General features: G+C 34.0%; 9 protein-coding genes. 8 read left to right on the forward strand and 1 reads right to left on the reverse strand.

What is annotated here, in order from left to right; translation table 11 throughout:
• Positions 1-9 precede the first annotated feature (9 nt).
• From AC2D6V_RS05695 to sov, 8 genes are all read left to right on the forward strand, one after another.
• A complete protein-coding gene (locus tag AC2D6V_RS05695; RefSeq protein WP_484647095.1) occupies positions 10-966 on the forward strand; it encodes a PorP/SprF family type IX secretion system membrane protein in 957 nt (318 codons plus the stop codon).
• Between the two features lie 17 nt (positions 967-983).
• Positions 984-2,870, forward strand: coding sequence for an OmpA family protein (locus AC2D6V_RS05700; RefSeq protein WP_484647096.1), 1,887 nt, complete (start codon positions 984-986; stop codon positions 2,868-2,870).
• A 416-nt stretch (positions 2,871-3,286) separates the two neighbouring features.
• The gene (gene ruvB, locus AC2D6V_RS05705; RefSeq protein WP_484647097.1) at positions 3,287-4,309 is read left to right on the forward strand and encodes a Holliday junction branch migration DNA helicase RuvB; all 1,023 of its coding nucleotides are present in this window, start codon (positions 3,287-3,289) and stop codon (positions 4,307-4,309) included.
• Between the two features lie 53 nt (positions 4,310-4,362).
• Positions 4,363-4,674, forward strand: a complete 312-nt coding sequence (locus tag AC2D6V_RS05710) for a GIY-YIG nuclease family protein (RefSeq protein ID WP_484647098.1) — start codon at positions 4,363-4,365, stop codon at positions 4,672-4,674.
• Between the two features lie 118 nt (positions 4,675-4,792).
• Positions 4,793-5,716 carry a tRNA epoxyqueuosine(34) reductase QueG gene (gene queG, locus AC2D6V_RS05715; RefSeq protein ID WP_484647099.1) on the forward strand — a complete coding sequence of 308 codons (924 nt, stop codon included), beginning with the start codon at positions 4,793-4,795 and terminating at the stop codon, positions 5,714-5,716.
• Between the two features lie 53 nt (positions 5,717-5,769).
• Positions 5,770-8,067: an NADP-dependent malic enzyme gene (locus AC2D6V_RS05720; RefSeq protein ID WP_484647100.1), complete on the forward strand. Its 2,298-nt coding sequence runs from the start codon at positions 5,770-5,772 to the stop codon at positions 8,065-8,067.
• 51 nt (positions 8,068-8,118) lie between these two features.
• Complete coding sequence (gene ruvA / locus AC2D6V_RS05725) at positions 8,119-8,700, forward strand: Holliday junction branch migration protein RuvA (RefSeq protein WP_484647101.1); 582 nt, start codon at positions 8,119-8,121, stop codon at positions 8,698-8,700.
• Between the two features lie 6 nt (positions 8,701-8,706).
• Positions 8,707-15,963: a T9SS outer membrane translocon Sov/SprA gene (gene sov / locus AC2D6V_RS05730; protein ID WP_484647102.1), complete on the forward strand. Its 7,257-nt coding sequence runs from the start codon at positions 8,707-8,709 to the stop codon at positions 15,961-15,963.
• 70 nt (positions 15,964-16,033) lie between these two features.
• On the opposite strand, the gene AC2D6V_RS05735 is transcribed toward sov, so the two are convergent.
• A complete protein-coding gene (locus AC2D6V_RS05735) occupies positions 16,034-16,810 on the reverse strand; it encodes an XRE family transcriptional regulator (protein WP_484647103.1) in 777 nt (258 codons plus the stop codon).
• Positions 16,811-16,857 lie beyond the last annotated feature (47 nt).

A 16,857-nucleotide genomic window follows, 5' to 3' on the forward strand; every position in this document is an offset into this window, starting at 1 on the left:
TTAGAAACGATGAAAAATTTAAATATATATCATAAAATAATTGCTTTGTTAAGTCTGACTTTAGTGTCATTACAAAGCTTTGGACAACAAGATCCTCAGTTTACACAATATATGTATAATATGAGTGTCATTAATCCAGCCTATGCAACTGCCGACGAGGGTATGCTGAATTTAGGTGGTTTATATAGAACGCAATGGGTAGGTGTAGAAGGAGCTCCTAAAACAGGAACCTTCTTTGCACATACACCTATTAACCAAAAAATAGAAGTAGGTATATCGTTTACAAATGATGATATTGGTGACGTTGTCTCCGAGAATAACATCTATGCAGATTTTGCGTATGTATTACCTGTAGGGTTGGACGGGAAATTATCATTGGGACTTAAAGCAGGGTTTACCTTCTTTAATGCCAATTTTGATGGATTTGTTTTGCAATCTGGAAATACATCAACCGATATTGCTTTTAATGATAATATTAGCAAAACCTTCCCAAATATCGGGATTGGTGCTTTCTATTTCACAGATAATTATTATTTGGGCTTGTCAGCTCCTAATATGTTAACCACAAAACATCTTGAAACCGAGAATGGCATAAAATCAACAGGTGTCCAGTCCGTTCATTACTTTTTAACGGGTGGTTATGTGTTCGATATTAATGAAAACTTAAAACTGAAACCAGCGTTTATGGCAAAAGCTGTAAATGGAGCGCCATTGGCTTTAGATATTACTGCCAACGTTTTAATAAATGAAAAACTTGAAGCTGGATTAGGCTATCGTTTGGATGATGCCATAAGTGCATTAGTGAACTTTAGAGTAGCTCCAGATTTAAGAATAGGATATTCATACGATTTTACAACCTCAAACTTGGGAAGTTTCAATTCGGGATCTCACGAAATATTTATTTTGTTTGACGTTGATTTATTCGGACTCAAAAGCGGTTACGATCGTTCACCTAGATTCTTCTAAAATTAAAGACTATAAAGATGAAAAAACATATATACATACTTGCAAGCCTTTTATTAGTTAGTGGAATCGCACTAGCGCAGAAAGGGAATTTAAAAAGAGCTCATAAACTTTTTGTAATGAAAGCTTATGCAGAGGCTGCCGAAATTTATGAAACTAAAGACCGATCGAAAACGGTGCTTCAAAACTTAGCAGATAGTTATTACTATAACGCTAATATGGAAAAAGCTATTAGTACTTATAAAGAGTTGTTTAACGCTTATGCAGATTCTTTAGATACAGATTTACGATTTAGATATGCACAAGCTTTAAAAGGAACTAAAAATTATAATGAAGCCGATATTCAGCTGAGTAAATATTATGGTGAAAATATAGATACAGGTGCGTTTATAGAATTAAATGAAAAAACAACACCTCATATTTTTAATATTGAAACCTTAGATAACACGAATTCTAGTAGTGATTTTGGTTTGTCTTTTTATAATGACAATAAGGTGGCTTTTGCTTCAGCAAGAAACAGTGAAAATCCAACATACAGCTGGAATAATCTGCCATATTTAGATTTGTACAGCGCTACATTATCCAATGATGGAAAAATAGAAAACGTTACCCCTTTTTCAGATGAAGTAAATACAGATTCTCACGAAAGTAATGCGACATTTAGTAAAGATGGTAAAACCATGTATTTTAATAGAACCAATAAATCTCGTGTTAAAGCGGATGGTGAAAGAATAGCACATGTCAAGATCTTTAAAGCTGAGTTTATTGAAGATAAATGGACAAATGTAAAAGCATTGTCATTTAATTCTAATACATATAGTACAGAACACCCTAGCTTAAGTAAAGATGGTAAGACCCTTTATTTTGCTAGTGATATGCCAGGGGCATTAGGTAGTTTCGATATTTATAAAGTGGCTGTGAATGAAGATGGAACCTTTGGTGAGCCTGAAAATTTAGGAAATAAAATCAATACGCCACAACGCGAACAATTCCCATACATTAGTGATTTAGATGTGCTGTATTTCTCATCTATAGGTCATCAAGGGTATGGTGGTTTAGACGTATTTAGAAGTAACATGGTGAATAATACTTTTGATAATCCTGTAAACCTTGGAAGCTCTATAAATAGTAGTCTTGATGATTTTGCTTATGTTGTTAAAGAAAATAATAACAAAGGATATATATCTTCTAATAGAACAGGTCATGATAGATTATATGGTTTTTCTAGAGAAGATAATGTTTTAACTAAATATTTGGTTGAAGGTCTAGTACAGGATAAAAACAGCAAAGCGTTATTGCCTAATTCTTTAGTAACACTACTTGACGAAACGGGAAGAGTACTTCAAGATTCTATTGTTGGAGAAAAGGCGAATTATTTATTTAAAATAGAACCAAACAAAAAGTATACAATTAGAGGAACTCGCAAGGCCTATATTCCACAAGATGTAGATTTCTCAACAGATAGTGAAGGTAAAATTAGTCATAACATCTATCTGTCACTAGAGTCTTTTGCAGATGCAGAAGAGCGTGTTAAAGAAAATGAAAAAGGTGATGTTCAAGTGAAATTAGATAAAATCTATTTTGATTTCGATAGATCAAGAATCCGTGATGATGCAGCAATTACTTTAAACGTATTAGTTGATTTAATGAAAAAATACCCATCTATGGAAGTTGAAGTTTCAGCACATACAGATGCTCGTGGAAAAGACCAGTATAATTTAGAGTTGTCTAAGCGTCGTGCAGCATCAACTTTAGAATATTTAGTAAGTCAAGGAATAGAAAGAAGTAGATTAAGAAGCATAGGCTATGGTGAAATGCAACCACTTAATGAATGCACGAAACCTGCTATTTGTACAAAAGAAGAATACGAAATTAACAGACGTTGTGAGTTTACTATTTTAAATTAACCAACCATTTTATACCAATCAAAAGCCTGAAGAGCCTTTCTATCTAACACTTTTAGAATTGAAAGGCTTTGTTACATATGTTTTTATCATTCATTAATTTTCAAGTAAGTCATTTGTTTTGTGTATTTTTATCATATTAATTTGATAAGGAAATGGTGTATTATATAGCGGCAATAATTTTGTTTGTGTTAGTGGGTTACATTATCCACAAATTATCCTATAAGAGGTTTAAAAAATTAAAAGGTAGAACACCAAATAGAAGAGAGTTTTGGAGTATCTATCACTGGGAGGGTGTTCTTGGTTTAAGTGCTGTAATTGTCCTAGTCCTTGTTTATATTCTAAAAGCCTCGAATGTTTTACCCATTTAAATGTTTTAAAAACCCGAACAGTTAACCGGGTTAAGGCATACTATAAAAATGAACGAAAACCTAGATCCATCCAACGAAAATTTTTCTCCTGAAGAAATTGATGTAGAAAGAAAGTTAAGACCATTATCTTTTGATGATTTTGCCGGTCAAGATCAAGTTTTAGAGAACCTTAAAATTTTCGTTCAAGCAGCTAATTTGCGAACAGAAGCTTTAGATCATGCACTTTTTCATGGCCCTCCTGGATTAGGAAAAACAACTTTAGCGCATATTTTAGCGAATGAGTTAGAAGTAGGCATTAAAGTGACTTCTGGTCCTGTTTTAGATAAACCTGGAGATTTAGCAGGCTTGCTCACAAACCTTGAAGAGCGTGATGTCTTGTTTATAGATGAGATTCACCGATTGAGTCCAATAGTAGAAGAATATTTGTATTCTGCTATGGAAGATTATAAAATCGATATCATGATTGAGTCCGGTCCCAATGCGCGCTCGGTTCAAATTAATTTAAATCCATTCACACTTGTAGGAGCAACCACACGATCGGGATTGCTAACAGCTCCTATGCGGGCACGTTTTGGAATTCAAAGTAGATTACAATATTATAACACAGAATTATTAACGTCTATAGTCCAGCGAAGTGCATCTATTTTAGATGTCCCTATTTCTATGGAAGCAGCTATAGAAATAGCAGGCCGCAGTCGAGGTACGCCAAGAATTGCTAATGCTCTTTTAAGAAGAGTACGCGATTTTGCACAGATAAAAGGTAATGGTACTATAGATATTAAAATAGCAAAGTTTGCCCTAGAAGCTTTAAATGTAGATGCCCATGGTTTGGACGAAATGGACAACAAAATACTAACAACTATTATTGAAAAATTTAAAGGAGGTCCTGTGGGAATATCAACAATCGCTACGGCTGTTAGTGAAAGCCCAGAAACCATTGAGGAAGTTTATGAACCTTTTTTAATTCAACAAGGGTTTATTATGAGAACACCGCGTGGAAGAGAAGTCACAGAACAAGCTTATAAACATTTAGGAAAAACAAAAGGCCCTACCCAAGGAGGATTATTCTAAACTAATCTATATTGTCAGACTGAGCGTGGTCTAAGTCCTTATAAGCTGAACTTATGTATTATTACTACGTATATATTATAAAATGTTCTGATGAATCTTACTATACAGGGATAACTAATAATTTAGAAAAAAGATTTAAAGAGCATCAATACGGCTATAAAAAGGATTCTTATACGTACAGAAGAAGACCTCTGTTTTTGGAATTCCATCAGGAGTTTAATGATGTTTTGCAAGCTATTTATTTTGAAAAGAAAATTAAAGGTTGGACAAAAGTTAAAAAACAAGCATTGATAAATGGAAATTATGATATGCTTCAAATATTATCTAAATGTAGAAACGCTACTCATTATAAATACAAAAATTGATTTTTTGATATAGTTAGGCTTAAACATTTATTAGTTTTGTCAGTCTGAGCGCAGTCGAAGACCTAATATTGTTAAAAATTAATAAAGCACTTCGACTGCGCTCAGTGTGACATTGTGAATGAATTTAAAAATCCAATATTCAAATTTAATAAAGAAAGAAGCCAAACGCCTCGGTTTTTTGTCATGCGGGATAAGCAAAGCACAATTTTTAGAAGAAGAAGCTCCACGGTTAGAAAAATGGTTGAATAACAACATGCATGGGCAAATGCATTACATGGAAAATCATTTTGACAAACGCTTAGACCCAACCAAACTGGTAGAAGACTCAAAAAGTGTTATTTCATTATTGCTTAATTACTACCCTTCTGAAGAACAAAACAGCGATAGTTATAAATTATCAAAATACGCATACGGTACCGATTATCACTTTGTTATAAAGGACAAATTAAAATCATTATTGCATTTTATTCAAGATGAAATAGGTGAAGTCCAAGGTCGAGCATTTGTAGATTCGGCACCAGTTCTAGATAAAGCCTGGGCAGCGAAATCTGGTTTAGGGTGGATAGGGAAACACAGCAATTTGCTAACGCAACAAGTCGGCTCGTTTTATTTTATTGCTGAACTTATTGTTGATTTAGAATTAGATTATGATAATCCTGTAACCGATCATTGCGGAACCTGTACCGCCTGTATTGATGCATGCCCAACCGAAGCTATTACAGAGCCTTATGTCGTAGACGGTAGCAAATGCATATCCTATTTCACCATAGAATTAAAGGAAAATATTCCAACAGAATTCAAAGGTAAAATGGATGATTGGATGTTTGGTTGCGATGTGTGTCAAGATGTTTGCCCATGGAATCGTTTTTCAAAATCACACAATGAACCACTATTTAATCCGCATCCAGAACTTCTATCTTTGACTAAAAAAGACTGGGAAGAAATTACCGAAGACACTTTCAGAAAGGTTTTTCAAAAATCTCCCGTAAAACGAACTAAGTATTCTGGTTTAAAAAGAAATATCAATTTTCTAAAAGAATAGGTCTTACGTTAATAGGATTATTATATTTGCTAGTCTATATAATACCAATCCATATGAGCGAAGAAAGTAAACGAAGAGAGGCCCTTATATATCACGCAAAACCAACTCCCGGTAAAATAAAAGTAGTTCCCACCAAAAAATATGCAAGCCAGAGAGATTTGTCCTTAGCTTATTCTCCAGGCGTAGCAGAGCCCTGTTTAGAAATAGAGAAGGATAAAAACAATGCTTATAAATATACTGCTAAGGGAAATTTGGTAGCTGTAATATCCAATGGAACAGCCGTATTAGGATTAGGGAATATTGGTCCAGAGGCTTCCAAACCAGTGATGGAAGGAAAGGGGCTGCTATTTAAAATTTTTGCAGATATTGATGTTTTTGATATTGAAGTTGATACCGAGAATGTTGATCAATTCATTGAAACGGTTAAAAATATTGCACCAACCTTTGGAGGTATTAATTTGGAAGATATTAAGGCTCCAGAAGCATTCGAAATTGAAAGACGCTTAAAAGAGGAACTGGATATTCCTGTAATGCATGATGATCAACATGGTACGGCAATTATTTCTGCTGCTGCATTGTTGAATGCCGTTGAACTTGCGAATAAAAAAATTAGTGATGTAAAAATAGTTATTAGTGGTGCTGGAGCTGCAGCTATTTCTTGTTCTCGGCTATATCAAGCATGCGGTGCAAATCGCAAAAACATGGTAATGCTAGATAGTAAAGGTGTGATTAGGGACGATAGAGGCAACCTATCTAAGGAAAAAGCTGAATTTGCTACGCATAGAAAAATAGATACTCTTGATGAAGCAATGAAAGGTGCCGACGTGTTTATTGGACTTTCCATGGCAGATATTGTATCGCAAGATATGTTGAAGGCTATGGCTAATAACCCTATTGTTTTTGCTATGGCAAATCCAAATCCTGAAATAAAATACGATTTAGCCATTGCAGCAAGAAAGGATGTAATTATGGCTACGGGACGTAGCGATCATCCTAACCAAGTTAATAATGTATTAGGATTCCCTTTTATTTTTAGAGGTGCATTAGATGTTCGTGCTACAAAAATTAATGAAGCCATGAAAATGGCAGCAGTACAAGCATTGGCTAAATTGGCTAAAGAGCCTGTTCCAGAACAGGTTAATATCGCCTATGGAGAAACACGACTGGCCTTTGGTAAAGATTATATAATACCCAAGCCATTTGATCCGAGGTTAATTGCCGAGGTTCCTCCAGCGGTTGCGAAGGCAGCTATGGAAAGTGGCGTTGCCAAAGAACCTATAAGCGATTGGGAGAAATATAAAAATAGTCTTAGAGAGCGTTTAGGTTCAGACAATAAATTAGTGCGGTTACTGCTTAATAGAGCTAAATTAGATCCTAAGCGCGTTGTTTTTGCGGAAGCAGATCAACTTGCTGTTTTAAAAGCAGCGCAGATTGTTTATGAAGAGGGCATTGCGTTTCCAATTTTATTAGGGCGAAAGGATACTATAAAAAGTCTGATGAAAGAAATTGAATTTGATGCAGATGTTCCAATTATCGACCCTAAAACAGATGAACAAAATGATGTTAAAAATAAATACGCTAAGGTTCATTGGGAGCAACGAAAAAGAAGAGGAGTAACATATTATTCTTCACAGCGATTAATGCGTGAGCGCAATTATTTTGCAGCAATGATGGTTAATGAAGGTGACGCCGATGCACTTATCTCTGGATATTCTCGTAATTATCCTTCGGTAGTAAAACCAATGCTAGAATTAGTAGGAATGGCTCATGGTGCTACTAGAATAGCGACTACCAATGTCATGATGACTAAGAGAGGGCCGTTGTTTTTAAGTGATACTTCAATCAATATCGACCCAACGGCTAAAGATTTAACCAAAATCACACAAATGACCGCACAGGTTATTAAAATGTTTGGAATGAATCCAGTCGTGGCAATGATATCGTATTCCAATTTTGGATCTTCAGATAATGATAAAGCTTCTAAAGTGCGAGAGGCTGTTTCTTATTTGCATCGACATTTCCCTAGTTTAGATGTAGATGGTGAGTTACAAACAGATTTTGCATTAAATGATGAGATGCTACGTGAGAAATTCCCGTTTTCAAAATTAGTTGGTAAAAAAGTTAACGCATTGATATTCCCTAATTTAGATGCTGCGAATATTACTTATAAGTTATTAAAGGAATTAAATGAAGCAGATTCTATTGGACCAATTATGATGGGTATGCGTAAACCTGTTCATATACTTCAATTGGGTGCGAGTGTAGATGAAATTGTGAACATGACAGCCATTGCAGTAATTGATGCACAGTATAAAGAAAAGTGGGAAGAAGAAAAGGGGCAGACTAAGTAGGACTAGTGCAAATAATTTTATTACATTTGGTTTGTTAACGAATTGCTCTAAATGATAACACATATTCAGGGAAAACTTTCGGAAAAAAATCCGACACATGTTGTTATAGATTGTAATGGAGTGGGATATATTTTAAATATTTCATTACATACATACTCTCAAATTCCAGATAACGATTTTTTAAAATTGTATACGCATCTTCAGGTAAAAGAAGATTCACACACACTTTATGGGTTCTCATCTCTGGCTGAACGCGAAATTTTTAGATTATTAATTTCAGTTAGCGGTATAGGTTCCAGTATAGCAAGGACGATGCTTTCATCGTTAACACCAAAACAAGTGCGGGAAGGCATTGCATCTAGCGATGTAGCTTTAATTCAATCAATAAAAGGTATTGGAGCAAAAACTGCACAACGTGTTATTATTGATTTGAAGGATAAAATCTTAAAGATTTATGATATTGATGAAGTTTCTGTTTCTAAAGGCAATACCAGTAAGGATGAAGCGTTATCTGCATTAGAGGTTCTTGGTTTTGTAAAAAAGCAGGCTGAACGTGCTGTGGATAAAATTATGATAGCTCATCCGGACGCAGATGTCGAAACTATTATTAAAGAAGCTTTAAAAAACTTATAATAAATTTTGAATACAACTAACCATAATTTGTATATATCTATTAAAAATTACCTTACACTATTTGTTATTTTCTTGATTGTTGGAACTGCTTGGTCACAACAAACTCCTCAAGACTCAACAAAAACAGGATTTAGTTTAGGAAATATAAAAACACCTAACCCTAATAGTGTTGAATCTAAATATACTTATGATGCTTTAACTGACAGGTATATTTATACGGAGAAAGTCGGGACTTTTAATATCAATTACCCTGTAATTCTAACTCCTAGAGAATATTATGAATTAGTTGCCAAAGAAAGCTTAAAACAATACTACCAAGAAAAAATTGCTGCGTTTGACGGTAAGAAAGAAGGATCTGAAGATGCGCAAAAAAATCTTTTGCCAGAGTTTTATGTGAATTCTGGTTTTTTTGAATCTATTTTTGGAGGAAACACCATTGAAGTAATCCCTCAAGGTTCTGTAGAAATGGATTTAGGGGTGTTATTTTCACAACAAGATAATCCTTCTTTTTCACCTCGAAATAGAAGTAATTTTACCTTTGATTTTGATCAACGAATTAGCCTAAGTTTACTAGGGAAAGTTGGTGAACGACTTCAGGTAACAGCTAATTATGACACTCAGTCAACTTTTGATTTTCAAAATTTAATAAAATTAGAGTATACACCTACCGAGGATGATATCATTCAAAAAATTGAGGTTGGTAATGTAAGTATGCCTCTTAATAGTTCACTAATAACAGGTGCTCAAAGTTTATTTGGTGTTAAAGCACAGTTACAATTTGGTAGAACTACAGTAACCGGTGTTTTTTCTGAGCAAAAATCAGAATCTACTTCGGTAGTATCTCAAGGCGGAGGAACATTAGAAGAATTTGATCTTTTTATAAGAGATTATGACGAGAACAGGCACTTCTTTTTAGCACAGTATTTTAGAGATAATTACGATTCGGCTCTAGAAACCTATCCGTATTTAGATACCAAAGGATTGCAAATTACGAGGATAGAGGTTTGGACGACCAATAGAAGTAATAGAACCGAGAATGTTAGAAATATTGTGGCACTTCAAGATATAGGTGAAGGAGACCGTATTGGACTGCAAACACCCCCTGCAAATTTTGTAAATGTTGGCCCAAATGCGTTTCCAGATAATGGTAATAACGATTTCGATCCTAACACAATAGGACCTGGAGGTTTAATAACTGATGCCATTAGAGATGTTGCAACAGTACAACAGGCAATAACAGTTCCTAATACTAATGAAGGTTTTGATTATGCCAAATTAGAAAACGCGAGAAAACTTATTCAAGGACAAGAATATATTTTAAATACAGAATTAGGATATATTTCATTAAATCAACGTTTAAATAACGACGAAGTTTTAGCGGTAGCTTTTCAATTTACTGTCGGTGGACAAGTATACCAAGTTGGTGAATTTGCTAACGATGGTGTAAATGCAACCGATGTTACTACTAATGGTCAAGGACAGGTTACTCAGGTAATTAATTCTAATTTAGTTCTTAAACTATTAAAAAGTAGTGTTACAGCCGTTGAATTACCAGTATGGGACTTAATGATGAAAAATATTTATGATACAGGTGCTTTTAACTTGAGTCAAGATGATTTCAAATTAAATATATTTTATAACGAAGCATCACCTTTAAATTTTATAACGCCGGTAGGAACAACACCCTTTCCAACACCAGCACCTAACGAAAAAGGGCTTCAAGAATCACCATTATTAAGAGTGTTTAGCTTAGATAAGTTGAATTTTAACAATGACCCGCAAACAAATGGGGACGGTTTTTTCGACTATGTTCCGGGGATTACAGTATTGCCACAAAACGGAAAAATAATATTTCCTAGCGCAGAACCTTTCGGAGAATTTCTATTTAATAAATTGTCTCTTAATCCTAGCGAAGATTATGACGTAACAAGTACCTATAACGAGAATCAAGCAAAGTATGTTTACGATGTTCTTTACAAAAGCACAAAAACAGCTGCTCTGGAGGAAGTTGAAAAGAATAAGTTTAAATTAAAAGGGCGGTATAAGTCAAGTGGCGGTGATGGTATTCCTATCGGCGCATTTAATGTGCCTCGAGGTTCGGTTAAGGTGACTGCAGGAGGACGTGTATTAGTTGAGGGGATAGATTACACAGTAAACTATCAATTGGGGCGTGTTCAAATTTTAGATGAAGCCTTAAAAGCTTCTAATACACCAATAAATGTTTCAACGGAGAATAATGCAGTTTTCGGTCAACAAACAAGACGTTTTACTGGGATTAATGTTGAGCATAAGTTTAATGAGAATTTTGTGCTGGGAGCAACACTTTTAAATCTAAATGAGCGACCTATTACTCAAAAAGCGAACTATGGGTCAGAGCCAATTAACAATACTATTTTCGGGTTCAATGGAAATTACGCTACCCAGGTTCCATTTTTAACCAGATTAGCTAATAAATTACCAAATATTGATACTGATGTTGAATCTAATGTATCTGTTAGGGGGGAGTTTGCTTATCTAGCTCCTGGAGCACCAAAAGGAACTAATTTGAATGGTGAGGCAACTTCCTATGTTGATGATTTTGAGGGTTCGCAAAATGCTATTGATTTAAAATCACAACAATCTTGGTTTTTATCTAGTAGACCATTACGAGTTGATGGTACGGATAATTTTGATGTTAATGGTATGACCAATGGTTATGACAGAGCTTTGCTAAACTGGTATAATATTGATCCTATTTTTTATAGTAGTCAACGACCTGATGATGTAAGCGACGACGATTTATCAGATTTATTTACAAGCCGTATTTTTATAAATGAATTATTTCCGAATAGAGATTTAGTTCAAGGTCAAAATTCCGTACTCTTTAGTTTAGATTTAGCCTATTATCCTGATGAACGTGGACCTTATAATTTTGAACCACTAAGTAGTTCTGATGTAAATAACGATGGAAGATTAGATAATCCTAACGATTCTTGGGCAGGTATCACACGTCAATTAACTTCTACAGATTTAGAACAAGCGAATGTAGAATACATTGAGTTTTGGTTGCAAGACCCATTTCAAGAGAATGCTACAAACCCAGGAGGTAAATTAGTATTTAATTTGGGGAATGTTTCTGAGGATGTGATTAGAGATGGTAGAAAATTATATGAAAACGGGTTACCTGAAGATGGTGATGTAAGTTTATTATTGCCAACAGATTATAATACAGTTGTACCTCAAAATCAGTCGCTTATTTATGCATTTGATACAACAGGACAAGAACGTGATAATCAAGATGTGGGGTACGATGGTTATGACGATGGAGAAGAAACAGCTGTTTTTGGAACCGATTTTGGACCAGATCCAGCAAATGATAATTACACCTATTTCTTAAACGCTTCGGGAGATATTTTTGAACGTTATAAACAATATAATGGAGTTCAAGGAAATACGCCAGATACTTTTAGTAATACCGATAGAGGCGCTAATACACAGCCAGATGTTGAGGATATTAATCGTGATAATACCATGAATACGATTGATAGCTATTTTGAATACGAACTTGAATTAGCACCACAATTTTTACCAGAAGATCAGGTAGCGTTTGAAAATTTACCCGATTCAAATCCTTTAAAAGAATTTTTAACAGATATTAAAATTCAACCGCGTACACTTCCTAATGGAGACACAAAGAATGTTAGATGGTTTCAAGTTAGAATTCCTGTTAATGTGCCTTTAGATAGATTTGATGATCCTGCATTTCCAGAGTACAAGCGTTATGGAGGTATTACAGATTTTAGATCTATCCGATTTGCACGTGTTTATTTAAAAGAATTTCAGGAAAAAACAGTATTCCGTTTTGGTACATTGGATTTAGTTAGAAGTGATTGGAGACGTTATACACAAGCACTTGATAAAAACGATGCAACACCAGATGATGCTCAAACCGAGTTTTCTGTTGGAATTATAGGAACTATTGAAAATGAAGGAAGTTATCAAAGACCTCCTGGTATTGAACCAGAAGAATTATTTAATAATAACACGGTTGTTGAACAAAACGAACAGTCTTTAGTTGTTAACGTTTGTAATTTAGAAGCTCAAGATTCTAAAGCGGTATTTAAAAACATTAATATCGATATGCGTCAATATAAACGCTTAAGAATGTTTATGCATGCCGAAGCGGGAGATTCTGGAAACTTAACTAGCGATGAGTTGGTAGGATTTATACGTATGGGTAATGACCTTACTGAAAACTATTATCAAATTGAAGTACCGCTTCAAGTGTCTACTGGAATATCTAGAGAAGAATTATGGCCAGAAGAGAATGAAATTAATTTACCAATTGAGGTTTTAGGTAAAATTAAAGCTCAAGGAATTTCAGATATGACATTGACTAATGAAGATCCAACTTTTTACGATGTAGTTGATGGCGAAATAATTCCAGTACCTAATGATGAGTTTTCAGATTATGTAGTTGGGCAACACCGTGTGGGTATAAGAGGAAACCCTAATTTTGGAGATATTAGAACATTGATGGTAGGGGTTAAAAACCGTACTAATAGTAATGATGTGTGTGCAGAAGTTTGGTTTAACGAATTACGATTATCAGATTTAGATAATGAAGGTGGTTGGGCTGCTGTGGTTAGTATGGATGCGAATATCGCAGATTTCATGAATATTAGTGCTACAGGAAGGCAAAGCACTTCTGGATTTGGTTCTTTAGAGCAAGGCCCTAGCCAACGAAGTTTAGAGGATGTTCAACAATATGATGTGGTAACCAATGTAAATGTTGGGCAATTATTACCAAAAAAATGGGGTATACAAATACCATTTAATTATGCGCAAAGTGAAGAGTTAATAACACCGAAGTACGATCAATTTTATAAAGATTTAACTTTGGATTCTAGATTAGAAGCAGCTAATACTAACGAAGATCGAGAAAGAATAAAAGAACAATCTGAAGATTATACCAAAAGGCAAAGTATAAATTTTATTGGTGTTAGAAAAATTAGAACAAGTGAAGATGCCATACCTCGCTTCTACGATGTTGAAAATCTAACCGTTAATTATTCATATAATAAAGTTGAGCATCGTGATTTTGAAATAGAAAATTCTCTTAATCAAACCGTAAGAGCAGGCGTTAATTATGCGTTTAATTTCAACCCAATTAAAGTAGAGCCTTTTAAAAAGAACGATTCATTATTTAAAGGAAAATATTGGAAAATATTAAAAGATTTTAATTTTAATTTATTGCCAACGAGTTTCACAGTTAATACAGATATAAATAGACAATTCAATAAACAAAAATTTAGAGAAATTGATTTAGGCGGAGGGAATATAGGTATAGAAGAATTGTTTAGAAGAAACTATACTTTCGATTTTCAATACACGATTAATTACAATTTAACCGATGCATTACAGTTAAACTTTACTGCAGCTAATAATAATATTGTTCGAAATTATTTTAAAGATAATATTATTAATGGAGAACAAAATCCCGACCTTGATGTCTGGGATGGGTTCTTAGATGTAGGCGATCCTAATAGGCAAACCCAACAGCTAGGAATTACTTATCAATTGCCATTAAGTAAGATACCTACGTTAAGCTTTTTGGAGGCGACATACCAATATAGTGGTGACTTCCAATGGCAAAAAGGATCCGATTTATTTGGAGACCTAGAGCTTGATGGACAAACCTATGATTTGGGGAACACCATCCAGAACGCAAATACACACAATATAAATTCAACTTTAGATATGAAAAAGTTGTATAGATATATTGGCTTGGTGAAAAAACCTATTAGAGGCGCTAGAACAAGAAGAGCTGCTTCTGGTCCTCCAGGATCAAACAATCAAGATGCAACCAATCAAGAAAAAAATAAAACGAATTCTGGAACTAAAATATTAAATGCTGGAATTGATATTTTAACGAGTATTAAGAGAATTCAAGTAAATTATTCAGAAAATAACGGAACATTCTTACCTGGATATTTACAAACCCCTGGTTTTGTGGGAACACTAAAACCTACTTTAGGTTATACGTTTGGTAGCCAAAGCGATATTCGACATTTGGCAGCAAGAAGAGGTTGGTTAACGGTATTTCCGGAATTTAACCAACAATATACAGAAACACAAACTAGACAACTAGATTTATCTGCAAACTTAGAGCCATTTAGAGATTTAAAAATTGATATAGTTGGTAATAGAACCTATTTTGAAAATTACACAGAGAATTATCGTGTTAACAATGTTAGCGGTCAATTAGAATACGAATCTTTAACACCTAATACTTTTGGAAACTTTAATATTTCAACGATTTTAATAAAAACGGCCTTTAGTAAAAGTGATGAAACATCTTCTGATGCCTTTAATGATTTTAGAGCTAATAGATTAATAATAGCTAGAAGATTGGCACAACAAAATGGCTCTGATGTTAATGATGTGGATGCTGATGGTTTCCCAAGAGGTTATGGAAAAAATAGTCAAACAGTCTTATTGCCAGCGTTTTTAGCAGCTTATTCAGGACAAGATGCAGGTAAAGTAAAAACTACAGCATTTCGGGATGTACCTATTCCAAACTGGGACTTAAAGTATACAGGTTTTATGAAGTTTGCTTGGTTTAAAAAACGTTTTAAAAGATTTTCTTTAACACATGGATATCGTTCTAATTATACGATTAATCAGTTTCAATCTAATTTAGATTATGTGAGTCCAGATTTTAGTTTAGATTATGATAGTCAAGCTCCAGAAACTAAAGATCAATCTGGGAATTATAAAAATGAAACACTTTTCAGTAATATCAATTTAACAGAAATGTTTAGCCCACTTATTAGAATTGATATGGAGATGAAAAATTCCATTAAGATATTAGCTGAGGTTAAGAAAGATAGATTGTTATCGCTTAGTTTCGATAACAATTTAATGACAGAGATATTAGGAAACGAGTATGTTTTAGGCTTGGGTTATAGAATAAAAGATGTGCGTATAAAATCGCAATTAGCCGGTCCCAAAAAACGCATAGTGAGTGATTTGAATATGAAGGCAGATATCTCTATAAGAGATAATAAAACGATTATAAGGTATTTAGATTTAGAGAATAATCAAGTTACTTCTGGACAGACTATTTGGGGTTTAAAATACTCCGCAGATTATGCCTTCAGTAAAAATCTAACAGCAATCTTTTATTTTGATTATGCATTTTCTGAGTATGCAATTTCCACAGCGTTTCCGCAAACAACCATTCGTTCAGGGTTTACATTGAGATATAATTTTGGGAATTAATAATATTCTCTAGCTGAAGTTATAAAGATGTGATTTTGGAGATGAGTTTTCAAAATATATCTTAGTGTCTTCAGCTATGATCTAAATTTTTAATAGACTTTAATTCTACATTAAGCTCTTGAAACATTCTCATGATACTACTTAATTTTAATTCATCTTCACTATATTCTTGGGTGTTAATACAGCAAGTAAATTCCCAAAGCTCTATAACGTTTTCAATAGGAACACTATAAGGGGCGTATGTTTTATTATCTGAACAGAGTAGAAGGCTATGGTTTTCTTCAATTTTATCATAAACACGTTTATATACTAAGCCATCTTTTTTTGTAAATACTATATAAGTTCTCCCATCTTTAATGTCTCTTATGTTATCTATAAATCGAGCAACAACAAAAGAACCGTCCTTTACAGGAAGCATAGAATCGCCACTTATAGGAAATGCTCTATGTGTTCCTGTAGGTAAAAAAGGGAGTTTTATTTTTTGTAATTGTTCAATGTATTCAGGATCTGCATATCCTTGCAGATATCCTGCAGATGCCTTAGCAGGAATAATTTCTATTAAATCTTCGTCCGTATCATTAACTGTAATGGGGAATAGCACACGTTTGTTCCCAACTTCAATAAACGAGGTGTCTTTTGCGATGCGTAAATCGTTTTTTACTAAAATATCTATGGGAATATCAAAATAGTTTGAAAGTTCAATAAGCTTTTCTATTGATGGTTCAGAGCGCCCTTCTTCATATGAGCCTACTATGGAACGCGTCCACCCTAATTCTTCAGCGAAGTATTCTTGCGACATTTTTTTTGCAGTTCTTAAATGTCGAATATTGAATTGTATTTTTTTCATTTGCTACAAATATAAGTAATAATAACTACAAATAGTAGTTAATTTTG

This window comes from Algibacter sp. YIN40 (assembly GCF_057219435.1).